Annotated in this window: 19 protein-coding genes; 10 read left to right on the top strand and 9 right to left on the bottom strand. The window is 69.5% G+C overall.

Annotated features, from left to right (window positions below):
- Positions 1-31: 31 nt before the first annotated feature.
- A complete protein-coding gene (locus VKQ35_RS06865) occupies positions 32-631 on the bottom strand; it encodes a TetR/AcrR family transcriptional regulator (RefSeq protein WP_324359883.1) in 600 nt (199 codons plus the stop codon).
- Between the two features lie 100 nt (positions 632-731).
- Here VKQ35_RS06865 and VKQ35_RS06860 point away from each other — a divergent pair, with 100 nt between their 5' ends.
- Positions 732-2,123, top strand: coding sequence for a carotenoid oxygenase family protein (locus VKQ35_RS06860; protein WP_324359881.1), 1,392 nt, complete (start codon positions 732-734; stop codon positions 2,121-2,123).
- On the opposite strand, the gene VKQ35_RS06855 is transcribed toward VKQ35_RS06860, so the two are convergent.
- On the bottom strand, positions 2,120-2,326 hold the full coding sequence (locus VKQ35_RS06855; RefSeq protein ID WP_324359879.1) for a hypothetical protein: 207 nt from the start codon (positions 2,324-2,326) through the stop codon (positions 2,120-2,122). The genes VKQ35_RS06860 and VKQ35_RS06855 overlap by 4 nt on opposite strands.
- Before the next feature lie 88 nt (positions 2,327-2,414).
- Here VKQ35_RS06855 and VKQ35_RS06850 point away from each other — a divergent pair, with 88 nt between their 5' ends.
- Complete coding sequence (locus tag VKQ35_RS06850) at positions 2,415-2,762, top strand: TfoX/Sxy family protein (RefSeq protein ID WP_324359877.1); 348 nt, start codon at positions 2,415-2,417, stop codon at positions 2,760-2,762.
- A gap of 4 nt (positions 2,763-2,766) precedes the next feature.
- On the opposite strand, the gene VKQ35_RS06845 is transcribed toward VKQ35_RS06850, so the two are convergent.
- The 3 genes from VKQ35_RS06845 to VKQ35_RS06835 all read right to left on the bottom strand — a co-directional run bounded on the left by VKQ35_RS06845 (position 2,767) and on the right by VKQ35_RS06835 (position 6,911).
- Positions 2,767-3,159, bottom strand: a complete 393-nt coding sequence (locus tag VKQ35_RS06845) for a hypothetical protein (protein ID WP_324359875.1) — start codon at positions 3,157-3,159, stop codon at positions 2,767-2,769.
- A gap of 98 nt (positions 3,160-3,257) precedes the next feature.
- Positions 3,258-5,960, bottom strand: a complete 2,703-nt coding sequence (gene secA / locus VKQ35_RS06840) for a preprotein translocase subunit SecA (protein WP_414692322.1) — start codon at positions 5,958-5,960, stop codon at positions 3,258-3,260.
- Between the two features lie 207 nt (positions 5,961-6,167).
- Positions 6,168-6,911: a class I SAM-dependent methyltransferase gene (locus VKQ35_RS06835; protein ID WP_324359869.1), complete on the bottom strand. Its 744-nt coding sequence runs from the start codon at positions 6,909-6,911 to the stop codon at positions 6,168-6,170.
- A 222-nt stretch (positions 6,912-7,133) separates the two neighbouring features.
- Between VKQ35_RS06835 and VKQ35_RS06830 the strand changes: the two genes are divergently transcribed.
- Positions 7,134-8,198 (top strand): S41 family peptidase, encoded by a 1,065-nt coding sequence (locus VKQ35_RS06830; protein WP_324359867.1) that lies wholly within the window; start codon positions 7,134-7,136, stop codon positions 8,196-8,198.
- Positions 8,199-8,267: 69 nt separating this feature from the next.
- Here VKQ35_RS06830 and VKQ35_RS06825 read toward each other — a convergent pair whose 3' ends face one another.
- The gene (locus VKQ35_RS06825) at positions 8,268-9,437 is read right to left on the bottom strand and encodes an acetyl-CoA C-acyltransferase (protein WP_324359865.1); all 1,170 of its coding nucleotides are present in this window, start codon (positions 9,435-9,437) and stop codon (positions 8,268-8,270) included.
- A 219-nt stretch (positions 9,438-9,656) separates the two neighbouring features.
- Between VKQ35_RS06825 and VKQ35_RS06820 the strand changes: the two genes are divergently transcribed.
- Both VKQ35_RS06820 and argJ read left to right on the top strand, forming a co-directional pair.
- Positions 9,657-10,592: a peptidylprolyl isomerase gene (locus tag VKQ35_RS06820; RefSeq protein ID WP_414692321.1), complete on the top strand. Its 936-nt coding sequence runs from the start codon at positions 9,657-9,659 to the stop codon at positions 10,590-10,592.
- The gene (gene argJ, locus VKQ35_RS06815) at positions 10,589-11,983 is read left to right on the top strand and encodes a bifunctional glutamate N-acetyltransferase/amino-acid acetyltransferase ArgJ (protein WP_324359863.1); all 1,395 of its coding nucleotides are present in this window, start codon (positions 10,589-10,591) and stop codon (positions 11,981-11,983) included. The genes VKQ35_RS06820 and argJ overlap by 4 nt, the downstream gene beginning before the upstream one ends.
- 14 nt (positions 11,984-11,997) lie before the next feature.
- On the opposite strand, the gene VKQ35_RS06810 is transcribed toward argJ, so the two are convergent.
- The gene (locus VKQ35_RS06810) at positions 11,998-12,882 is read right to left on the bottom strand and encodes a hypothetical protein (protein ID WP_324359861.1); all 885 of its coding nucleotides are present in this window, start codon (positions 12,880-12,882) and stop codon (positions 11,998-12,000) included.
- A gap of 195 nt (positions 12,883-13,077) precedes the next feature.
- On the opposite strand from VKQ35_RS06810, the gene VKQ35_RS06805 reads away from it, so the two are divergent.
- Together VKQ35_RS06805 and VKQ35_RS06800 are read left to right on the top strand one after the other, a co-directional pair.
- Complete coding sequence (locus VKQ35_RS06805) at positions 13,078-14,946, top strand: PQQ-binding-like beta-propeller repeat protein (RefSeq protein ID WP_324359860.1); 1,869 nt, start codon at positions 13,078-13,080, stop codon at positions 14,944-14,946.
- Between the two features lie 260 nt (positions 14,947-15,206).
- Positions 15,207-15,983: a hypothetical protein gene (locus tag VKQ35_RS06800; protein ID WP_324359858.1), complete on the top strand. Its 777-nt coding sequence runs from the start codon at positions 15,207-15,209 to the stop codon at positions 15,981-15,983.
- Positions 15,984-16,063: 80 nt separating this feature from the next.
- On the opposite strand, the gene VKQ35_RS06795 is transcribed toward VKQ35_RS06800, so the two are convergent.
- Positions 16,064-17,503 (bottom strand): DEAD/DEAH box helicase, encoded by a 1,440-nt coding sequence (locus VKQ35_RS06795; RefSeq protein ID WP_324359856.1) that lies wholly within the window; start codon positions 17,501-17,503, stop codon positions 16,064-16,066.
- Positions 17,504-17,807: 304 nt separating this feature from the next.
- Between VKQ35_RS06795 and VKQ35_RS06790 the strand changes: the two genes are divergently transcribed.
- The 3 genes from VKQ35_RS06790 to VKQ35_RS06780 are packed head-to-tail and all read left to right on the top strand — an operon-like array spanning position 17,808 to position 21,087.
- A complete protein-coding gene (locus VKQ35_RS06790; RefSeq protein ID WP_324359854.1) occupies positions 17,808-19,040 on the top strand; it encodes a serine hydrolase domain-containing protein in 1,233 nt (410 codons plus the stop codon).
- Positions 19,037-19,441, top strand: coding sequence for an 8-oxo-dGTP diphosphatase MutT (gene mutT / locus VKQ35_RS06785; protein WP_324359851.1), 405 nt, complete (start codon positions 19,037-19,039; stop codon positions 19,439-19,441). Before VKQ35_RS06790 ends, mutT begins: the two co-directional genes overlap by 4 nt.
- 38 nt (positions 19,442-19,479) lie before the next feature.
- Positions 19,480-21,087, top strand: a complete 1,608-nt coding sequence (locus tag VKQ35_RS06780; protein ID WP_324359850.1) for a M28 family peptidase — start codon at positions 19,480-19,482, stop codon at positions 21,085-21,087.
- Here VKQ35_RS06780 and VKQ35_RS06775 read toward each other — a convergent pair.
- Complete coding sequence (locus VKQ35_RS06775) at positions 21,084-22,169, bottom strand: hypothetical protein (protein WP_324359848.1); 1,086 nt, start codon at positions 22,167-22,169, stop codon at positions 21,084-21,086. The two genes, VKQ35_RS06780 and VKQ35_RS06775, sit on opposite strands and share 4 nt — an antisense overlap.
- Positions 22,170-22,213: the final 44 nt, after the last annotated feature.

Below are 22,213 nucleotides of genomic sequence, written 5' to 3'. Positions count from 1 at the left end.
TCGGACGCGCCGCGCAGGCGGTCAAGCCGCCTCAGTCCTGCGGCCGCAGTCCGCGTATCAGGGCGGTGTCGAAGCCGCGGAAGATCATCCGCGCGCCGCCGGGCGGCAGCATGCCGGCCAGCTCCAGGATCACCGCGCCGTGGATCGCGGCCCAGTTCATCAGGCCGATCTGCTCGGGATCGCCTTCCATCAGGCCCTCGGCCATGGCGTCCTTGATGTAGCCGGTCATGGTCTTCTGGGCGCGCTGCCCGGCGGCGACCAGCTCCGGGTACTTTTCAGCATGCGGCTGGTTGAAGTCGAACATCAGCTTGTAGGCGTGCGGGTTCTCGACGGCGAAGGTCACATAGGCCTCGCCCACCGCCGTGCCGATGGCCCGCGCGCCGCGGGCGCCGTCGCGCGCGGTCTCCAGCGCGATGGCGAACCGGGTGAAGCCGTTCGCTCGCACCGCCGCCAGTATGTCGTCCTTGTCCTCGAAATAGCGGTACGGCGTCATCGGCGAGACGCCGAGCTCGGCGGCCAGCTGCCGCATGGTCACCGCGTCGGGTCCGCGCTCGGCGAATAGCCGCTCGGCGGCTTCGCAAAGCCGCTCCCGGAAGTCCGCAACATCGGTGTCAGAGAGTACGCGAGGCATGTCCGACTCAGACTTGCACCAAAAGGCTTGCGTAACGCCACTTTTTACGTAATAAATTTACGTAGTAAGTTTCAACCAGAGTCGTCATCGGAGCGGGCCCATGGACGGAAACGTGCGCATCAACCCCTATCTCGCCGGCAATTTCGCGCCGGTCCGCAGCGAGGACGACTTCGACCTGAAGATCACCGGCGAGATGCCGGCGGGCCTGCGCGGCGCGCTCTTCCGCACCGGCCCCAACCCGCAGTTCGAGCCCCGGGACCCGGAGCACTACCACTGGTTCGGCGGCGACGGCATGGTGCACGGCTTCTATGTCGAGGACGGCAAGGTCCGCTACCGCAACCGCTACGTCCGCACGCCCAAGTGGGAGCTGGAGCACCGGCACGGCCGGGCCCTCTTCGGCTCGATGGGCAATCCGCTGACCAGCGATCCCCTGACCGCGGGCAACGAAGGCGGCGTCGCCAACACCAACATCCTGTTCCACGCCGGCAGGCTGCTGGCGCTGGAAGAGGCGCACCATCCCTTTGAGATGGATGTCCGCACGCTGGAGTCGAAGGGCTACGTCCGCCCGTACAGGGGCAACGTCACCGCCCACCCGAAAATCGATCCCGTCAGCGGCGAGATGGTCTGGTTCGGCTATGGCGTCGGCGCGCCGCTGTCGGCGGGCATGAGCTACGGCGTCACCGCCGCCGACGGGACGGTCGTGCGCCGCGATGACTTCCAGGCGCCCTTCGCTTCCATGGTCCATGACTTTATGACCACGGAGAACCACGTTTTATTCCCGATCCTGCCGCTGACCGGCAGCCTGGAGCGCGTCATGAAGGGCGGCCCGGCCTTCGCCTGGGAGCCGGACAAGGGCAGCCACGTCGGCGTGATGCGCCGCGACGCGGACGTCTCCACGATCCGCTGGTTCAACGCGCCGGCCTGCTACGTCTTCCACCCGCTGAATTCATGGGAAGACGGCGACAAGATCTACTGCGACGTCATGCGCTACAACGTGGCCCCGCTGTTCCCCAAGGCCGACGGCTCGCCCGGGGACAGGGCCTCCGCCAAATTGGTCCGCTGGACCTTCGACCTGGCCGGCGATTCCGACGCCATTCGGGAAGAGACGCTTGACGACCTGGCCGGCGAGTTCCCCCGCGTCGACCCGCGCGTCGAGACGCTCAGGCACCGGCATGGCTGGTACGCCGCCGATCCGACCGGCCAGGCCGGCGTGCGGCTGAACGCGATCGCCCACCTGGACCTGCAGACGGGCAAGCGGCAGGTCTATGCGCTGGACGCGGGCGACGCGACGTCGGAGCCGGTGTTCGTGCCGCGCTCGGCCGATGCGCCGGAGGGCGATGGCTGGGTGACGGCGGTGATCTACCGCGCCGGCGAGGATCGCAGCGACTTCGCGGTCTTCGAGGCGCAGGACGTCGCGCGCGGGCCGATCGCGGTGGCCGAGATGCCCCGGCGCGTGCCGTTCGGCTTCCACGGCAACTGGGTCAGCCTCTAGTCATCGCAGGGACAGTCGTCGTCCTCGGCGCAGTCGATCTGGTCGACCAGGCGGTTGGCCTGCCAAAGCTCGACGATGGGAGCGCCCTCTTCGCAGAGCGCCTCGGCCTGGTCGACGGCGGCGGCGTCGTTGGGCGCCTCCAGCCACTGGCCGTCCAGGATGTGGCGGCGCTGGTTGAGGCGATAGGCGCGGTAGGTGGTCATGTCCAAAAACCCGCATACTGAAGCCTGGAAAACGAGCGTCGCCGTGATCGGTTGCGTGGACCCGCCGCGGGCGTAGAACCGGGCACGCATGAGCGGTTTCCACGCCTTCGTCGAAGAACTGTTCGCCGGCTTCGGGCCGGTGCGCTTCAAGCGCATGTTCGGCGTCGAGGCCCTCTACGCCGGCGACCTGATCTTCGGCCTGATCGACGACGAGACGGTCTATCTGCAGGCCGACGAGGCGCTGCGCGCGGAGATGGAGGCGCAGGGCTCCGTCCGCTGGGTCTACCGCTTCAGCTCAAAGGCGGGCGGGAGCATGTCCTATTGGCGCCTGCCCGAGGCGGCGCTGGACGACCCCGACGAGGCCGCCGCCTGGGCGCGCAGGGCGCTGGCCGTGGCGCGGGCCAAGGCGGCCGCGAAACAGTCCAAACGCCGCTGAGCGCCTACCTTGCCGGCGGCCCGATGAGTTGGCGCAGCGGGCTGAGCGGGCCGAGCGGGGTCAGTTCGAACTTCATCAGGTGCGCCTGGCCCAGCGGCAGGGCTTCCAGCATGGCCTCGGCGGCCTTGGGGTCTGTGAGGTTGAGGATGAAGACCACGCCGCGCCTGTCCTGCTGCGAGTACCACTGGTCGATCTTGCCCTCGAGGTAGAGCTGGGCGGTGGCCCGCACCTCGGTCGGCAGGATGGCGGTCACCTTCGCCAGGTCCGCGCCGGGGACGATGGTCCCGACCGCGAGGATCCGGGTCGTCGGAACCGGCTGCGGCGGCTGGGCGAAGGCTGGCGCGGCAAGGGCCAGGGCCGAGGACGCGCCGGCCAGGTATCGTCCCAGGAATCTCATCGCCGCGTCCCCTCGATCCGCTGTTGAGGTGGGGCCGCGCGAGGCGCCGTTCAAGCCGGCGGGATGAAGGTCAGACCAGCGGCCCTATACCAGCGGCCCTAAACCAGCGCCCCGTGGCAGTGCTTGAACTTCTTGCCGGAGCCGCAGGGGCAGGGGGCGTTGCGGCCGGTGTTTTCCCAGTTTTCCGGCAGCGCGGAGACCGGCAGGGCCTGGCGCTGCTCGGTGTTCAGGCCGTCCGGCAGGCCGCCCATGGTCGCCGCGTTCTCGCCGGTGAGCGGGTCGAGATGCACCTCCTGGAAGCGGCCGGGCGGCGGGGACGGCGGCGCCTCGAACTGGAACTCCACGGTCATCAGCCAGCGGGTGACGTTCTGGCGCAGGTCGGTCAGCAGGGTCTCGAAGAGGGTGAAGGCCTCGGTCTTGTACTCGTTCAGCGGGTCGCGCTGGCCGTAGCCGCGCAGGCCGATGACGTTCCTCAGGTGGTCGAGGTGCATCAGGTGCTCGCGCCACTGCAGGTCGATCATCTGCAGGACGAAGCTCTTCTCCACCGTGCGCATGTGCTCGCCCACCTGGGCGTCGCGCTCGGCGGCCCGCGCCTCAGCGGCCTTGACGATGCGGTCTTCGATTTCCTCGTTGGCGATGCCGTCCTCGGCGGCCCAGGCCTTCAGCGGCAGCTCAAGGCCCAAGAACCCGCGGACGTGCTCGTCCAGGCCCTCGATGTCCCACTGCTCGGCATAGGCCTTGGGCGGCAGGAAGCGGCGGACGAAGTCCTCGATGGTGTCGCGGCGCATTTCGGCGACCACGTCGGAGATGTCGGTGGCGGCCATGAACTCGGCGCGCTGCTCGAACACCGCCTTGCGCTGGTCGTTCACGACGTCGTCGTACTTCAAGAGGTTCTTGCGGATCTCGTAGTTGCGCTGCTCGACGCGCTTCTGGGCCGTGGCGATGGCGCTGTTCAGCCACTTGTGGGTGATCGCCTCGCCTTCCTGCACGCCGAAGGTGCGCATGATCCCGTCCAGCCGCTCGCCGGCGAAGATGCGCAACAGGTCGTCCTCGCAGGAGAGGAAGAACTTCGAGTGGCCGGGGTCGCCCTGGCGGCCGGTGCGGCCGCGCAGCTGGTTGTCGATGCGCCGGCTCTCGTGGCGCTCGGTGCCCAGCACGAACAGGCCGCCGGCGGCCAGCGCCTGCTGCTTCAGGGTGGCGATCTCGCCCTCGATGCGGGCCTTGTGCTCCAGCGCCATCTCCGGCGTCACGACGACGCCCTGCGCCAGCTGCTCGTCGCGCCAGGTCAGGACCTTCATGTCGACGTTGCCGCCCAGCTGAATGTCGGTGCCGCGGCCGGCCATGTTGGTGGCGATGGTCACCGCGCCCGGCACGCCGGCGTCGGCGACGATCAGCGCCTCCTGCTCGTGGTAGCGGGCGTTCAGCACGTTGTGCGGGATGCCGGTCTGTTTCTTGCCGTCGATCTCGAACTTGTGGGCCTTGAGCATCTCGGAGAGCTGCTCGGATTTCTCGATGGAGACCGTGCCCACCAGGATCGGCTGGCCGCGGCGGTAGCAGTCCTCGATCAGCGCGATGATCGCCACGTGCTTTTCGGCGCTGGTCCGGTAGACCTCGTCGTCGTCGTCGATGCGGACCACCGGCCGGTTGGTCGGGATCTCGGCCACGTCCATCTTGTAGATGTCGAGGAATTCCTGGGCCTCGGTCGAGGCCGTGCCGGTCATGCCCGACAGCTTCGTATAGAGGCGGAAGTAGTTCTGGATGGTGACCGAGGCCAGCGTCTGGTTCTCCGGCTGGATCACCGCGCCTTCCTTGGCCTCGATCGCCTGGTGCAGGCCTTCCGAGAGCCGGCGGCCGTGCATCATGCGGCCGGTGAACTCGTCGATCAGGATCACTTCGCCGGCGCGGACGATGTAGTCCTTGTCCAGCTGGTAGAGCACGTTGGCGCGCAGCGCCTGGTTCACATGGTGCACGGTCGAGACGTTGACGGCGTCGTAGAGACCGGCGGAATCCGGCGCCAGGTGGCCGCCGGTCATCAGCACCTCTTCGATCTTCTCCGAGCCCTCCTCGGTCAGGATCACCTGCCGCTGCTTCTCGTCGAAGTCGTAGGTCGTGGGATCCTTGATCATCTCTTTGATGAGCAGGTCGATGGTCTTGTAGAACTCGCTGCGGTCCTCGGTGGGGCCGGAGATGATCAAGGGCGTGCGCGCCTCGTCGATCAGGATCGAGTCGACCTCGTCGACGATCGCGAAGTTGTGGCCGCGCTGGACCATCTCGCTGGCGTCATAGACCAGGTTGTCGCGCAGGTAGTCGAAGCCGAACTCGTTGTTGGTGCCGTAGGTGATGTCGCTCGCGTAGGCGTCCTGGCGCTGGGTGTTGGAAAGGCCGTGGACGATCACGCCGACGGTCATGCCGAGGAACCGGTAGATCTGGCCCATCCACTCGGAGTCGCGCTGCGCCAGGTAGTCGTTGACGGTGATCAGGTGCACGCCCTTGCCGGCGAGCGCGTTCAGATAGACGGGCGCGGTGGCGACCAGCGTCTTGCCCTCGCCGGTGCGCATCTCGGCGATGCCGCCCTGATGCAGCACCATGCCGCCGACCAGCTGCACGTCGTAGTGGCGCTGGCCCAGCACGCGGCGCGCCGCCTCGCGGACCACCGCGAAGGCCTCTTCCAGCAGGTCGTCCAGCGTCGCGCCCTTGGCCAGCCGCTCGCGGAATTCCACCGTCTTGGCGCGCAGGTCCGCGTCCGACAGGGCCTGGGTCTGGGGTTCCAGCGCGTTGATCTTCTGGACGCGCGCCAGCATCGACTTGACCTTGCGGTCATTGGAGGAGCCGAAGAACCGTTGGAAGATGCTCAAGGGGAAAGGTCCGGTTGGGTGCGGTGGGCGCGGCTCTCGCCCTTCGCCTGCCGGGAAAATTCGCTCATTTCAGGGCGCGCGAGACTTAAGCAGGCGACCCCTGCGTGTCAACGCGACCGGCCCGCGCAGGACCGCCCCTGTGTCTCCTTTAGCTCACCAGATCACCAGCCCCTGGCTGGTTGGGAGCTCCAGCACAGGGATGCCGCGCTTGCCGAACCACTCGGTCTCGGCGACGTGCTGGGCGCGGTAGGGGAGCGCCCCGAAGTCGTCCAGGAGGATCACGGCGCCGGGAACCAGGCGGTCCTCGATGGCGTCCAGCGCGCCGATCTCGGCCGGTGCGTTGTTCATGTCGATGTGGGCGAAGGCGATCTTCTCCGGCAGGCCCTGCGAGAAGCTCTCCGGCACCGCGCCCTGGATCACCTTCACATTCGGAAACGCCGCAAACCGCGCCTGGGTGGCCGAAAACAGGCCCGCGCCGTGATCGGGCATGGCGTTATGGTTCATCGAGGCGTCGTGGTCGAAGAGGTCGTAGAGGAAATAGCGGCGCTCGCCTAAGTCGGCGCTGTCGATCAGGATGCGTGCGGTCGTCCCCTTGTAGCAGCCGCACTCGACGAAATCGCCGTCGCGGCGCAGGGCCTGCCGCGCCGCCCAGACCACCGTCGCCGTGCGCCAGAGCACGCCGCGCTCATGGAGATCCTTGGCGTGCGCGCCCCAGGCGGCCATGAACCGCTTGTCGTTCAGGAAGCCCAGGTTGCGCCCAAAGGCGATCAGATTGTCGCCGGCGAACCAGCCCTTGTTGATCCGGGTGGTCGCGATCAACCCGTCCAGCGCCCGCTGAAACGCCTCCAGGTCTGGCACGCCCCAGAAGAATCGGCTGCGGAAAGAGGGATGCTCCATGCCGCAGCCTTTAGTCGGCGGCGGCGGTTTGACCAAGGGGCGGGCCCGCCGGGCGGCGCGGCCGAACGCTCGCCGCGGTTCGAGGCGGCGGGCGCAGCGGATATGCGCGCGGCGAGCGTGACGGCGGGCCCTGGGGCCTCGGCGCGGCGGCGTGCGGGCTCCATTCGCCGCCCGCGCGCGTCGGCCGCGTGGCATGACATCAGGGCAAGCTCCGGAGGTTGAATGCGTCGACTGTTGGCCTTCACCGCGATGATCCTGGCCTTTGCGCCCGGCGCCGAGGGCGTCGCCTACGCCCAGCCTGCGCCGGAGCCGTTGGTGGCCGCCGAAAAGCCCCTCGCGGCGGCCGAGCGCGAGCAGGCGGTCACCGAGCTCGCCAGGACTCTGGAGGCCAGTTTCGTGTTCCCCGAGGTGGGCGCGCGATACGCCGTGATGCTGCGCGCGAACCTCGCCAAGGGCGCCTATGACGGACTCAGCGACCCGGAGGACTTCGGCAAGAGGGTCACGGCGGACCTGCAGGCGGTGTCCCCCGATGGGCACCTGCGGCTGGCGCCTCGGGCCGTCTTTGCGGCGGCCCGTCCGGCGCGGGGGGACGCGCCGCAGAGCGCGTTGCCGAACGGCCCGCCTGGACTGGAAGAGGCCAGGATGATCGGCGATGTGGCCTATCTGCGCTTCAACGAGTTCCCCAACGGCCCTCTGACCGCGCACCAGGCGCTCTCTTTCCTGTTGGCGCATGCCGACGCCAAGGCGGTGATCATCGACGCGCGGCCTCACCGCGGCGGCGGCCTGGCGGTGATGGACGCGATCCTTCCGCTGTTCTACGCGCAGCAGACCGACCTGTTGCGCATGGACACCCGCGCCGGCGTGACCGGCCCCGGCGCGGCGCCGGACGGCCCGACCCTGGTGCGCCAGGTCTCGCCGCCTTCCATCGTCCGCCAGGACCACGTGGTGACGCCCGATCCCGGCGAGCGGCGGCTGCAGAACACGCCGGTCTACTACCTGACCTCGCGGCGCACGGCCTCGGCGGCGGAGCACCTGGCGCTGGCGTTCAAGCGCACGCACCGGGCCACCCTGATCGGCGAAACAACCTACGGCGCCGGCCACTACGGCGCGTTGTTGCCGATCGGCGCCCGGTTCGCGGCCTTCGTGCCGGTGGGGCGCACCTATGACCCGGACACCGGCTGGGACTGGGAAGGCAAGGGCGTCGCGCCCGACGTCGCGACCGGGGCCGACGAGGCGCTGGACGAGGCGCTGCGAAGGGCAAAGCAGGCGGGCGCTCACCCCGCCTGACGCAACTGCCAACGAAAAAGGCCCTCCCGCAAAGGGGAGGGCCCGCATTTTCGCGCTTCAGGTCTGGGCCTAGAAAACCTCGAACAAACCGGCCCCGCCCATGCCGCCGCCGATGCACATGGAGACCACGACGTTCTTGGCCCCGCGGCGCTTGCCTTCCTGCAGGACGTGGCCGGCCAGGCGCGCGCCGGTCATGCCGAAGGGGTGGCCGATGGCGATGGAGCCGCCGTTGACGTTGTACTTCTCCGGGTCGATGCCGAGCTTGTCGCGGCTGTAGAGGCACTGCGAGGCAAAGGCCTCGTTCAGTTCCCACAGATCGATGTCGTCGACCTTCAGGCCGTGGCGCTCCAAGAGGCGCGGGATCGCGAACACCGGGCCGATGCCCATCTCATCGGGCTCGCAGCCGGCGACGGCCCAGCCCTTGAAGACGCCCATGGGCTCCAGGCCGCGGCGGGCGGCCTCCTTGGCTTCCATGATCACCACCGCGGCCGAGCCGTCGGAGAGCTGGCTGGCGTTGCCGGCGGTGATGTACTTGTCGGGGCCCTTCACCGGCTCCAGCTTGGCCAGGCCCTCGGCGGTGGTGTCGGGGCGGTTGCACTCGTCCTTGGTGACCACGTAGTCGACGACGGATTCCTCCTTCGTCTCCTTGTTGACCACCTTCATCTTGGTCTTCATCGGGACGATCTCGTCGGCGAACTTGCCGGCCTGCTGGGCGGCGGCCATGCGCCGCTGGCTCTCCAGGGAATATTCGTCCTGGTATTCGCGGCTGAGCTTGTAGCGCTCGGCGACGATGTCGGCGGTGTCGATCATGGCCATGAAGATCGCCGGCGCGATCTTGGTCAGCTCCGGATCGAAATTGTCCTTGCCGACGCCCATGTTGGGCATGGAGATCGACTCCACGCCGCCGGCCACCACCACGTCGGCGCCGTCGTTGCGCACGTAGTTGGCGGCCATGCCGATGGTCTGCAGGCCCGAGGAGCAGAAGCGGTTGACGGTCACGCCGGCGGCGGTGATCGGCAGGCCGGCCAGCAGGCCCGACTGGCGCGCGATGTTGCCGGCGCCATGGGCGCAGTTGCCCATGAAGATGTCCTCGACCGCGCCGCCCTCGATCCCGGCCTTGGCCACGGCGTGCTTCACCGAGTGGGCGGCGATGGAGACGGTGGGCGTGATGTTGAATCCGCCGCGGCCGGATTTGGCGAGACCCGTGCGGGCATAGGAGACGATGACGGCTTCGCGCATTTGAAATGTTCCTCCGAAATATCTGGCCGCGGCCCCGGTCCTGTTTTGGGGGGACCTTGCGGGCGCATTCGGTCGCAACCTTTGCATCCCGGAATGTAAATGGCTAGGGACGGGCGGCGTCCCGCAAGCGCTTTGCGGGACGTGAAACTCCCCACCGTTTCGAGGGTGATCCGCATGGCCGCCAGCCGCGCCTCCCGATCCGCGCTCCTCGCCGGCCCCATGCTGGCGGCGGCTCTGGCCGTGGGCCTGGCACTGGCCGGCTGCGGGCGCGGCGGCGGGACCGAGCACGCGCCGGAACGCGGCGACCGGGCGGTGGCCAGGGTCGACGGCCAGACCGTCTGGTCTTCCGACGTCAAGCGCGAGGCGGTGAGCCAAGGTCTCATCGGGGAGGGCGAGCCGCTGGACGTCTCCTCCGACCTGTTCCGGCGCGTGCTGGACGAGGTGGTCGACCAGCGGCTGCTGGCCAGCGAGGCGGTGCGGCGCAAGCTCGACAAGGACCCGGTGGCCGGCCGGCGCCTGGTCGCCGCCCGAGACCGGGTGCTGGGCGACATGCTGGTGGAGAGCGTGGTCTCCGACGCGGTCAACGACAACGCCGTGCGCGGCCTCTACCAGGAGCAGCTGAAGCTCGCGAAGCGCTCCGAGGAGATCCACGCCCGCCAGATCGTCGTCGCCACGGCCGCCGAGGGCGAAGCGGTGAAGAAGCTCCTGGCGTCGGGCGCCTCCTTCGAGGCGCTGGCCATGGAGAAATCCACCGACGCGGCGACCCGCTTCAACGGCGGCGACCTGGGCTATTTCACCATCGACGTCATGCCGGAGACCTACGACGCGGCGCTGAAGGCCGCCAAGCCCGGCCAGATCGTCGGCCCCTTCCCGGTGGAGGGCGGCTTTGCCGTGGTCAAGGTCGAGGACCGCCGCGTCGAGCAGCCGATCACCCTGGAGGCCGCCCGGCCGCAGATCGTGCGCTTCCTGACCTACGATCAGATCCGCGACCTCTTGGAGAAGCTGCGGGGCCGCGCCAAGGTCGAGGTGATGGTCAAGACCGACACCCCGGCCCAGGCGGTCCCGCCCGCCGACGCACCGAAGACGGGCGTCTCCCCGGCGTTGATTCCGCCCGCCGCGCCTGCGCCCATGCCTGCCAAGGGGGTCAAGAAATGAGCAAGAAGCCAAGCCCGGTGTCCAAGGCTGCGAAGGCTCTGGAGGCCGCCTCTCGTCCGGTGGAGGCCGTCGGCCACAGCCTGGAGCGGGCCTTCAAACAAGCTGCTCAGCAGTTCGCCGCCCCCGTCCCGGATGCGCCTGCGCCCGCCAAGAGCGCCATGCCGATCTCGCCGCTGGCCGTGCCCTTCCCCAAGATGCCGCCGATCGCCGGGGTGCAGATGGCGACCGCCCGCGCCGGCTTCTACAAGCACGAACGCGACGACCTCCTGGTGATGAGCTTCCCGGACGGAGCGAGCTGCGCCGGCGTCTTCACCCGCCACGGCGTCGGCTCCGCGCCGGTCGACTGGTGCAAGCGCCACCTGGAGATGACCAAGGGTGAGGGCGTGCGCGCGCTGGTCGTCAACGCCGGCTGCGCCAACTCCTTCACCGGCCGCCCGGGCGCCGACGCCGTCCGCCGGGTCTGTTCCGCCGCGGGCAAGCGCTTCGACTGCCGCCAGCGCGACGTGATGGTGGCCTCGACCGGGGTGATCGGCGTCCTGCTGGACGACGCCAAGATCGTCCACAAGCTGCCGGACATCGAGCATCGCCTGACCGAGGACGGCTGGGTGGGCGCGGCGGCCGCGATCATGACCACCGACACCTTCCCCAAGGGCGCGCACGCGGTCGCCGACATCGACGGCGTGCAGGTCAGGATCAGCGGCGTCTGCAAGGGCTCCGGCATGATCGCGCCGGACATGGCCACCATGCTGGCCTTCGTGGTCACCGACGCGGCGATCTCGCCGGCCGCCCTGCAGAACCTGGTCAGCCTCTACACCCGCAGCACCTTCAATGCCGTGACGGTGGACGGCGACCGTTCGACCAACGACACGCTCCTGCTGTTCGCCACCGGCAAGTCCGGCGCGCCGAAGATCAGCCGCGCCGGCGACCGCCGCCTGGCCGACTTCCGCGACAAGCTGGAGCACGTCCTGATGGACCTCGCCCACCAGTTGGTCCGCGACGGCGAGGGCGCCACCAAGTTCATCAAGGTCACCGTCACCGGCGCCGAGAGCCACGCTTCGGCGCGCAAGATCGCCCGCACCGTCGCCGAGAGCCCGCTGGTCAAGACCGCCTTCGCCGGCGAGGACGCCAACTGGGGCCGCATCGTCATGGCCGTGGGCCGGGCCGACGAGCCGGTGGACCGTGACTCCATGAGTGTGAAGTTCGGCGATCTGGTCGCCGCCCAGGACGGCCTGGTCTCGCCCACCTACAGCGAGGCCAGGATGAGCGCCTACATGAAGAAGAAAGAGCTGGAGGTCACCATCGACGTCGGCATGGGTCGCGGATCCGCCAGCATCTGGACCTGCGACCTCACCAAACGCTACGTCGAGATCAACGGCGACTACCGCAGCTAGGCGGGGCCAGAAAATTAGGCGGGTTCCGCCGTGATTCCCTGGGCGATCACCCGGCAGACCTGGAACGTGCCGGCGAAATAGGCCTCCACCTCGTCGGAGAAGGCTTCCGAGAAGACCACCCGGTCGCGGCCCTCCAGGCGAAGCGCGCCGGCGTCCTGCGCGTCGCTCAGCAGGCGGTTCACGTGGGTGCGCGAGACGCCGTAGCGGCGCGAGAGCGCCGCACGGCTGAGCGGCGCGGCAGCCAGCAGCCGGCTGCGGACCTTCGGCTGGCGCAGCAAGAGGTGCTGCAGCATCCGCATGCCGCCATCGCGGGCGATGAAGATCTGGCGCAGCGGCCCGCCGGGATTTCGGTTGAGCTCCGGACGCACGGTCAGCAGCATCCCGGCGGCGACGCTGGCCTGCTGCACCACGCTGTCGGCGGCGAGCCGGGGCAGGGCCGCGGCGATCTCGGGCGCCAGCAGGGCGGCGGTCTGGAACTGCAGGATCATGCGCCGCCGCGACGCCGCCATGAAGGCCGCCGTCGGAGTCAGCCGCCGCCGCACCCAGGGCTCGGGGCCGGGGGTCAGTGCGAGCCGCCCGCTGTCCAGCGCGTAGTGGACGAAGGCCAGCACCCGGCCGCGGCTGCACACCTGGTTCTGGGCGGCCGTAGCGGCGAGCCCGCTGACCGTCAGGCCGCCGGGCATGCTGTCGAGGATCATCACCCCCAGCCACAGCGCAGCGCGGCCAAGGTCCTTGAGCAGCCAGCGGTCGTGGCCATCCTGGGCTTCGTATTCGGCCAGCACGCCGGCGGCGTGCGCCTCGACGGCCTCGCGGAAGCGCGGGTGGGCGCGCAGGCGCGCCACCGCGGCGTCGGACAATAGGTCCGCGCCGTCCGCCTCGATGAGGTCCGTGCCGTCCAATCGCGCCCCTTGGCTTTCCCCGGCCGATACCTAAGCCTCTCAAAGGCCAAGGTGCGAGCAAGTTCTTGCATCGGGCGAGGCGGCGGGGCGAACCGCTCAATTTCGGCGCGGAGCCCCGGCAGGCTCCGGCGCGCTTGACCTCGCCCAATCCGCTCCGGATACAGATTGTAACGATATGACCCTGGGAGGGGCGCGATGATGAGGCTTTGGACCGTGGCCGCTTTGGCGGCCAGGATTGGCGTGGTTGGGACGATCGCGCTGGGCGCCGGCCTGGCCATCGCGCAGGACGCGCCGCCGCTGAAGATGTTCCTGGGCGACCGCACCCACGGCATGCAGCTCTACCAGGCCCGCTGCGCCTCCTGCCACGACGCCGGCGGCGATCGGACGCCGCGCAAGGACGCGCTCATCGCCATGGGCCCCGACACCATCGTCAACGCGCTGAGCCGCGGCGTCATGCGCGCCAACGCGGCCGGCATGAGCGACGACGACATCGAGGCCGTCGCCATCTACATCACCGGCCATGCGCCGCTGCCCAAGGTGGCCGAGGGGCCCGAGCCGAACCTCTGCCCCAAAGCCGACCCGATCAGGCTGGAGGCCGGCGGCTGGAACGGCTGGAGCCCGGACAGCGCCAACACCCGCTTCCAGACAAAGCCGGGCCTCACGGCGGCGGATGTCCCGAAGCTGAAGGTGAAATGGACCTTCGCCTATCCGGGCTCGAAGAACACCCAGGTGACCGCCGTCGGCGACCGGCTGTTCCTCGGCAGCAACGCTGGCAAGGTCTATTCGCTGAACGCGAAGACCGGCTGCGCCTATTGGCGCTACGACGCCAAGGGCGGCGTGCGGACCGCGCCCGTGGTCGCCAGGCTCGCGGCCTCGCCCAGCGGCTATGCGGTGTTCCTCGGCGATGACCGGGCGACCGAGTTCGCGCTGGACGCCATGACCGGCAAGCTCCTGTGGTCGACCAAGCTGGAGACCCACGCGCGCTCGATGCTGACCGGCGCGTCGACGTTCCTGAACGGCGTGGTCTATGTGCCGGTCTCCTCCAGCGAGGAGATCGCCACCAACGAGGCCGACTATGTCTGCTGCAGCTTCCGCGGCAGCGTCGTGGCCCTGCAGGCCGCCACCGGCAAGGTGATCTGGAAGACCTACTCGGTGGACCAGCCGGCCAAGCCCTATCGGGACGCCGGCGGCAAGCACCTCACCGGTCCGGCCGGCGGCGCGATCTGGTCGGCGCCGACGCTCGACCCCAAGCGGGGCGTCCTCTACGCCACCACCGGCGACAGCTACACCGACGTCGACACCGACGGCGCCGACGCGGTCATGGCCATCGACCTGAAGACCGGCCAGGTGAAGTGGCGCAACCAGGTCACCGCCAAGGACAACTTCATGGTCGGCTGTCCCCCCAACGCCAAGGGGCCGGCCAATTGCCCCAGCCCCGTGGGGCCCGACGTGGACTTCGGCTCCTCGGTGATGCTGCGGACACTCCCGAACGGCCACGACATCCTGATCGCCGGCCAGAAGTCCGGCGTCGCCTATGGCCTGGATCCCGACAGCGGCAAGACGCTCTGGCAGGTGAAGCTTGGCCGCGGCGGCGCGGCGGGCGGCGTGGAATGGGGCATGGCGTCCGACAAGGCCAACGCCTACGTGGCCATCGCCGACGGCGGCCGCGGCGGCACGCCGGGCCTCAACGCCGTCAGCCTGGCGACCGGCGCGGTGGTCTGGAAGACCCCGACCCCGGTCCTGCCCTGCCCGACGGGCCAGCGCTGCACGGTCGCCCAGTCGGCGCCGGTCAGCGCTATCCCAGGCGTCGCTTTCTCCGGCGCCATCGACGGCCACCTGCGCGCCTACGACACCAAGACCGGCGCCATCGTCTGGGACTTTGACACCGCCGGCGGAGCTTACGACACGGTCAACGGCGTCAAGGCCGCCAAGGGCGGCGCGCTCGACGCCACCGGCCCGGTGATCGTGAACGGCATGGTCTTCCAGCACTCCGGCTATCCGGGCGTGATGATGGGCCCCGGCGGCAGGAACCTGCTGATCGCGTTCTCGGTCGACGGGAAGTGAACGCTCCTCTCCCGCGCAGCGCATTGGCGATCCTCCTCCCCTTGTGGGAGGAGGTGTCGGCCGACGGTTGACGGAGGTGGGGTCGCGCTCCGCCTTCCGTGCGACACGGCCGATCCGACCCAGCTGAGACGCAGAGAAACCCCACCTCCGACCGCTTCGCGGCCACCTCCTCCCACAAGGGGAGGAGGACGCATCGCTCCATTGCGGCGCCTCTGCGAGTCCGCCTACGGTCGCCCCCAGTAACCGCTGGGGGGCGCGGCATGGACATCCACAAACCCAAGCCCTGGCACGGCGTTCGCGAGTTCCTGAAGGAATACGCCATCATCGTGGTGGGCGTGCTGACCGCGCTGGGGGCGGAGCAGGCGGTCGAGATCCTGCACTGGAACCACCGGGTCGGGGAGACCCGCGCCCAGTTGAACCAGGAACTCGGCGGCGATGCGGGTTCCAGTCTGACCTGGCTCACCAACGCCCCATGCCTGGACGCCCAGCTCTCCGCGCTCCGCCAGGCGGTCGCCGAAGCCCGCCGCACGGGGACTTTCCGCGCGCCGGCGCAACGGTACACCCCGACGCTCGTCCAGTTCACCAGCGACTCCTGGCTGAACGCGCGCTCGCTGCAGGTTTCCGATCATATGGGGCCGGAAGCGGTGAAGCTCTATACGAAGGCCTTCTTCTACCCATCTGAACTGGCGACGAATATCACGACACTCCACAGTCTGGCCGGCGAGTTGGAGCCGCTGGATTCGGACCTTGACCACATGAGTCCCGCCGAGGCCGGCGAATGGGCCGCCAGGATTGGACGGCTGCAGGAACTGCAGTCGCGCACCGAACTCGCCATGGTCTTCACCATCTATTCGGCAGACCGGGTCCACGAGCCGATCGGCCTTGAGAGCCCGCAGCGCTTTGCGGCCGAGCGGCGACAGCTCCAGGGGCCCTGCGTCGCCGACCCGGTGACCGTGCTCTCCATCCTGCGGGACCGCTCGCTCGGCGTGCGGCGGAAGTTCGAGAAGCTTCGCCTGGTCCCTGCTCAGGGAGACTAGGACATGGACATCCACAAGCCCACGCCCAGCAAAAAGGCCCCGCATCGCTGCGGGGCCTTCTGTCTTGCTGTGATCTCGGTCTAGCGGTTCGACCAGACGCCGCTGCGGGGCGGTGAGGCGCTTCCGCCGCCGCCGCGCTGCGGGCCCTTGAAGGCCGGGCGCTGAGCGGGGCGGTTCTCGCCGCCGCCGTTGCCGCCGCCATTGCCGCGCGCCGGGGCGCCCCCTTCTTGATGTCCATGGGGACGGTGGCCGCCGCCGTTTCCGCCGCCGCCGTGATTGCGGTTGCGCTTGGGCTGGTGCTTGCCGCGGTGGCCGTTGGGGCCGCGGGTGTCGGCGCGGTCCGGCTTGCCGGCCGGCTCGGGCATGGCCGCGGTGGCCGCGCCCAGCTGCTTGTCGTTGCGGCGGTCGAAGGAGGGGATGGTCTGGCGCGTCACCTTCTGGATGTCGCGCAGCAGGGTCCGCTCGTCGTCCGAGCAGAAGGCCACGGCCGAGCCATCGGCCCCGGCCCGCGCGGTGCGGCCGATCCGGTGGACGTAGCTCTCCGGCACATTGGGCAGCTCGTATTGGACGACGTGGGTCACCGCGTCGATGTCGATGCCGCGGGCGGCGATGTCGGTGGCGACCAGGGCTCGGACCTTGCCGGCCTTGAAGTCGGCGAGCGCGCGTTCGCGCTGGCCCTGGCTCTTGTCGCCGTGGATCGAGGCCGCCTCGACGCCCACCTGCTCCAGGCCCCGCGCCACGCGGTCGGCGCCGCGCTTGGTGCGGGTGAAGACGATGACGCGCTTGAAGCCGGCGTCGTCGAACAGTTCGGCCAGCAGCGCGCGCTTGCGGCCCTGTTCCACGAACAGCACGCGCTGGTTCACCTTCTCGACGGTGGTCGCCTGCGGGGTCACCGCGACGCGCAGCGGATCGTTCAGCAGTTCGCTGGCCAGCTTGCCGATCTCGGTCGGCATGGTGGCGGAGAAGAACAGGTTCTGGCGGACCTTCGGGATATGGGCGACGATCTTGCGGATCGGCAGCACGAAGCCCAGGTCGAGCATCTGGTCGGCCTCGTCGAGGACGAAGATCTCGACGCCGCGCAGGTTGATGGTGCGTTCCTGCAGGTGGTCGAGCAGACGGCCGGGGGTCGCGACCAGCACGTCGACGCCATTGGCCATGGCCTTGTGCTGCGCGCCGTACTTCACGCCGCCGAAGATCACCGCGACGGTGACGCCCATGTGCTTGCCATAGGTGCGGAAGCTCTCGCCGATCTGGCTGGCGAGTTCGCGGGTGGGGGACAGCACCAGGACGCGGGCGCCCTTGGGTTCCGGCCGGCGCTTCTCGGCGGCCAGGCGGTGCAGGATCGGGAGCGCGAAGGCGGCGGTCTTGCCGGTGCCGGTCTGGGCGATGCCCTGCAGGTCGCGGCCGGCCATGACGCCGGGAATGGCCTGCGCCTGGATCGGGGTCGGGTGGGTGTAGCCTTCGCTGGCCAGCGCCTTCAGAAGCGGGGCGGCCAGGCCGAAGTCGGTAAATTGAGTCAAACTTAGTCTCACATATGCGCCGAACGCGCCGGCTCGATCCTATCGAGGGCGCGGAGGTCGCGGGTCTTTGGGGAAGCGCCCCGCGTGATGGGCGATCTATGGATCTTACGGCGCTCTACAGGCTGGGTCTCTAGAGGAGAGACCCCACGCGGCTGGAACACCGAGCACGTCGCAGTAACGTGACGCGGGCTGCACATCGGCGTTCGCTGTGGATAAGTCAACCCACGCGGTGGGGATTGGCGCAGGCCTGTGGCCTTTTCAGCGCAGGCCGCCATGCTGGGCCGCCCGTCGCCAGGAGGCCTTCATGAAGCTCGCCATCGCCGCCTTCACCGCGCTGCTCATGCTGACCAGCGCCGCCCGCGCGGCCGGTCCGTCGCCGGCCGATCAGGCGGCCATCACGGCGATCGAGACCCGCGTGGGCCGCACCGCGACCGCCGGGGAGACCCAGACCTACAAGACGTTGGCCGAGCGCATGGCCGAGCTGAAGGTCCCGGGCCTAAGCGTCGCGGTCTTCGAGCACGGCCATGTGGTCTGGGCCAAGGCCTATGGCGCGGCGACGGCGGGCGGCCCGTCGGCGACGCCCGACACGCTGTTTCAGGCGGCGTCGATGAGCAAGGCGCTGGCGGCGACGGCGGCGCTCAAGCTGGTGGAGCAGGGCCGGCTCGACCTCGACGAAGACGTGAACACGCGGCTGAAGGCCTGGAAGGTCCCGCCGAGCCCCTATACCGCCCAGAGCAAGGTCACCCTCCGCCGCCTGCTCAGCCACACCGCCGGCATGACGGTCAGCGGCTTCCCCGGCTATGCGGCCGGCGTCCCGATCCCCACCCTCCTGCAGATCCTGAACGGGACGCCGCCCTCCAACACGCCGGCGATCCAGTCCTACGAGGCGCCCGGCGGGCTCTACGCCTATTCCGGCGGCGGCTTCACGGTCGCCCAGCTCATGATCGTCGAGGCGGGCGGCAAGCCCTATCCGGATCTGTTGAAGACCCTGGTCCTGGGCCCCGCCGGGATGAAGCAGTCGACCTTCGCCCAGCCGCTGCCGCCGGCCCTGATCCCGCACGCCGCCAGCGGCCACAACCGCAAGGGCGAGGTGATCCCGGGCGGGAGGAACGTCTATCCGGAGTATGCGGCGGCGGGCCTGTGGACCACGCCCTCCGACTACGGCCGGTTCATGATCGCCCTGCAGGACGCCTACGCCGGCCGGCCCCACGCCATCCTCACCCAGGCCAGCGCGCGCGCCATGATGACCCCTGTCGACGCCGCCGCTGGCTATGGCTTCGGCGAGGGGCTCGGGCGGCGCGGCGGCCACCCCTACTTCTCGCACAGCGGCGGCAACGAGGGCTTCCAGTGCAACAGCCTGGCCTTCCTCGACGGCGCGGGGCAGGGCGTGGTGGTGATGACCAACAGCGACTCCGGCGGCATCGTCGCGGGCGAGATCTTCCGCGCGCTGGGCGAGGCCTACCACTGGGGCGATCCCGATCCCGCCAACGGCAAGTCCAGCCGCCGCGCGCCGGACAGGCCGCCGGCCGCTCAATGAGCAAGCCGACACTGCTGGTCGCCGCGGCGGCCCTGATCGACGCCGACGGGCGCGTGCTGATCTGCCAGCGGCCGGAGGGCAAGCAGCTCGCGGGCCTGTGGGAATTCCCGGGCGGCAAGGTCGAGGCGGGCGAGACGCCGGAGGCCTGCCTGATCCGCGAACTGGAGGAGGAGCTGGGGATCGCCGTGACCCACGCCTGCCTGGCGCCCTTCGTCTTCGCGAGCCACGAGTACGAGAGCTTCCACCTCCTGATGCCGCTCTACCTGGTCCGCCGCTGGACCGGCCAGATCGTGGCGAAGGAGCACAAGGCCATCGCCTGGGTGAAGCCATCGAAGCTCGGCGACTATCCTATGCCCCCGGCCGACGCCCCCCTCGTCGCCTGGCTGCGCGATCTGATTTGATAGGCTAGGCTGCCCACAAAGCAGGGCAGGGGACGCGCATGGGACATCTGGCGAGACTGGCCGCGGGCGCTGTGGCGCTGGCGCTGAGCGCGGGGACGGCGAGCGCGCAAGCCTGGTTCGGCGTGCCGACGCCGGGGCCCGTGAGCCCGCCCGACCAGCCGACCTTCCACACCGGCGGGGCAGCCTACGGACCGACACCTTTCCATGGTCGACCGAAGGACGATGCGCGCGGCGCGCTCTCGGGCGCCAAGCTGATGGCCGACGTGCATCGGATCGTCGACTTCTCACTGGAGAGCAAGGCGGCCGGCGATCTGCTCTACGGCCGGATCAGCGGCCTGCCGGCGGAGCAGAAGACGGTGGACTGGACTGTCGGCAAACTGAAGGCGTCCGGCCTGAAGGACGCCCACGCCGAGTCCTACGTCTCAACCGCGCCCCTGTGGCTGCCGGTCAGCTTCGAGCTGCGGGTGCTGGGCGATCCGGCGTTCGGGGCCGGGACCTCAGACGTGGTGCTGAAGTCCGCCATGCCGATCCGCAACGCCACGGTGAAGCCCGCCGCCGCCGAGGGGCCGCTGGTGTTCGTGGGCCGAGGCTCGGCCGCCGAACTCGCCAACCTCGACGTGAAGGGCAAGATCGCCGTGGTCAATGTTGTCCCCGACGACAGCCTGTTCGCGGCGCGCGAAAAGGGCGTCGCCCGCGAGCTGGAAAAGCGCGGCGCGGTGGGCGTGATCAACGCCGTCGAGAGCCCCGGAAACCTGCTCTACTACGACAACCGCTACGGGTGTGATGCAGCGCCCTGCTTCCTGGTCGGCGGCGACGACGGCGCCTTCCTGGAAAGCGTGATCGGCAAGGCGGCGAAAGCCGGCAAGCAGGTGCGGATGAAGCTCGCGCTGAAGGCCGAGGAGCGGCCGAACCTGACCGCCTGGAACGGCGTCGCCACCATCCCGGGCAAGTCGAAGGAGGTGGTGATCGTCAACGCCCATGCCGACGCCTGGTTCGACGGGGCCAACGACAACGCCGACGGGCTTTCGGTGATGCTGGGCCTCGCCGACTACTTCGCCCATCGCAAGCAGAAGCCGGCGCGGACGCTGGTGTTCATGGTCTCCGGCGGCCACCACACCGCGGTCGGCGCGGCCGCCTTCATCAAGGCCCATCCGGAGATCATCGCCAACACCGTCCTGGTGATGAACCTGGAGCACCTGGCGCAGATCAACGTCACCCAGGCGGCGCGGCTCGATCCAGCCGGCGGCGGCGCCGGGCCGACGGGGCAGGCGCAGCCTGGCGGATACGGCTCCGGCGTCTGGACCGCCAACACCACGGAGAGCACCAAACAGGCGGGCGCGGTCAACGCGACCCCGTATGTCTGGGAGCTGATGGGGAAGGCGTCCAAGAACTACGGTGTGGTCACCAGCTACGAGCCGACGCCCAGCGCGCCGGGCGACCTGGGCGCCTACATCCGCGCCGGTCTGCCCTCGGTGCAGCTGATCTCCAGCGAGGTCTACTACCATTCGTCCGGCGACACGCCCTCGACCATCTCGGTCCCGGGCCTGGAGCGGGCGGCGGCCTTCTACGCCGGCTTCATCGACGACGTCGCCAAGGCGCCGCGGGCGAAGCTCAAGGGGCCGCCACCGCCGCCGCCCGCCCGCTAGAGCGGCGGGAAGATCACCGGCAGCACGGCGTCGGTGGTGTAGACGCAGCGGTCGTTGTGGCCGCACTCCGGCACAATGATCACCTTCGCCTTGGCGTCCAGGTGCTCGTTGATGAACTTCACGAAGGCCTCGCCGCGGACGCGGCGCGTGGCGCCCTGGGCCATGGCGGGCGCGGAGTCGTCGAAGCCGCCGAGCGGCAGGGTGTCCACCTGGCTGAGCAGGTAGGTGGTCGGGCGGCCGGCGAGCTGCGACTTCAGCTGCGCGTCGCTGGCGCCCGCGGTGTAGCCGGCGGTGCGGGCCGCCAGGCCAAAGGGCCAGCGGTCATAGTTCGGGACCTTAGCGGCGTCGGCGAAGGGGCCGTAGCTGAAGTCGGTGTGCGGGGTCTCCTTGTTCCAGCCGGCGACCGCCGCGGCCGGGGCGCCGTCGCCGACCGGCAACGCGCGCGTCGCGTCGGGCCAGGCGTAGCTTGAGGGGTTGGCGACGACGTAGGCGACCGGGGTTCCCAGGGTCTCGTGGATGCGGTTGGCCATCTCGTAGCGATGCACGAACTGGCCGCCGGCCGAGTGACCGGCGACGACGATGACCTTGAGGTTTGGGAAGGTCTTCTTGTCCGCCAGCTCTTTGAGGATTTGGTCGATGAAGTCGAAGGAGGCGAGCTTGGGGTCGCTGGCCGCCATCCCGCCGGACCGCCAGCTGTCGCCGCCGCAGCTCCAACTCACCTCGTGGGGCGCCAGCTTGTCGTCGCACCGGCGGTCGGCGGAATGGAAGGCCGGCGAGATCACCAGGGTGTCGCCGAGCGCCCCGGCCAGGAAGGCCGCGCCGGTCGCCGTGGTGAAATAGTGGTCGGCGTTGCGGTTGGTGCCGTGGACCATGATCAGGGCGCGGCGGATGTGGCTGTTGCGGGCATTGAGCGGATAGGTCGCGTAGACCATCGAGCGCGCCGGTCCGCCGCTTAGCGTCACCCACTGCACGCACTTGGCCGTGGCGCTGATGCAGGGGCCGATTGAGGTCCTTGCCGGCGCGGCGTGAGCGAGGGCTGGCGCCAGGGTGAGCGCTAGGACGAAGGCGAGCAGGGAACGCATACGGCAGGGTCTTCCGCGAGAGCTTGGGTCGCGAAAAGCTCTAG

Origin of the sequence: Phenylobacterium sp. (assembly GCF_035309685.1) — a bacterium.
Taxonomy (GTDB): Bacteria; Pseudomonadota; Alphaproteobacteria; order Caulobacterales; family Caulobacteraceae; genus Phenylobacterium.
The sequence above is the reverse complement of the archived record's forward strand: the minus strand, read 5'-3'. Positions and strand labels throughout refer to the sequence as shown.

Bases quoted from the DNA above. Each gene is read 5' to 3' on its own strand.
- VKQ35_RS06800 (WP_324359858.1), top strand. From the start codon at position 15,207: ATGGACATCCACAAACCCAAGCCCTGGCACGGCGTTCGCGAGTTCCTG.
- VKQ35_RS06860 (WP_324359881.1), top strand. From the start codon at position 732: ATGGACGGAAACGTGCGCATCAACCCCTATCTCGCCGGCAATTTCGCG.
- VKQ35_RS06845 (WP_324359875.1), bottom strand. From the start codon at position 3,159: ATGAGATTCCTGGGACGATACCTGGCCGGCGCGTCCTCGGCCCTGGCC.
- VKQ35_RS06850 (WP_324359877.1), top strand. From the start codon at position 2,415: ATGAGCGGTTTCCACGCCTTCGTCGAAGAACTGTTCGCCGGCTTCGGG.
- secA (WP_414692322.1), bottom strand. From the start codon at position 5,960: ATGCTGGCGCGCGTCCAGAAGATCAACGCGCTGGAACCCCAGACCCAG.
- VKQ35_RS06825 (WP_324359865.1), bottom strand. From the start codon at position 9,437: ATGCGCGAAGCCGTCATCGTCTCCTATGCCCGCACGGGTCTCGCCAAA.
- VKQ35_RS06835 (WP_324359869.1), bottom strand. From the start codon at position 6,911: ATGGAGCATCCCTCTTTCCGCAGCCGATTCTTCTGGGGCGTGCCAGAC.
- VKQ35_RS06865 (WP_324359883.1), bottom strand. From the start codon at position 631: ATGCCTCGCGTACTCTCTGACACCGATGTTGCGGACTTCCGGGAGCGG.
- VKQ35_RS06775 (WP_324359848.1), bottom strand. From the start codon at position 22,169: ATGCGTTCCCTGCTCGCCTTCGTCCTAGCGCTCACCCTGGCGCCAGCC.
- VKQ35_RS06805 (WP_324359860.1), top strand. From the start codon at position 13,078: ATGATGAGGCTTTGGACCGTGGCCGCTTTGGCGGCCAGGATTGGCGTG.
- VKQ35_RS06830 (WP_324359867.1), top strand. From the start codon at position 7,134: ATGCGTCGACTGTTGGCCTTCACCGCGATGATCCTGGCCTTTGCGCCC.
- argJ (WP_324359863.1), top strand. From the start codon at position 10,589: ATGAGCAAGAAGCCAAGCCCGGTGTCCAAGGCTGCGAAGGCTCTGGAG.
- VKQ35_RS06855 (WP_324359879.1), bottom strand. From the start codon at position 2,326: ATGACCACCTACCGCGCCTATCGCCTCAACCAGCGCCGCCACATCCTG.
- VKQ35_RS06790 (WP_324359854.1), top strand. From the start codon at position 17,808: ATGAAGCTCGCCATCGCCGCCTTCACCGCGCTGCTCATGCTGACCAGC.
- mutT (WP_324359851.1), top strand. From the start codon at position 19,037: ATGAGCAAGCCGACACTGCTGGTCGCCGCGGCGGCCCTGATCGACGCC.
- VKQ35_RS06780 (WP_324359850.1), top strand. From the start codon at position 19,480: ATGGGACATCTGGCGAGACTGGCCGCGGGCGCTGTGGCGCTGGCGCTG.
- VKQ35_RS06820 (WP_414692321.1), top strand. From the start codon at position 9,657: ATGCTGGCGGCGGCTCTGGCCGTGGGCCTGGCACTGGCCGGCTGCGGG.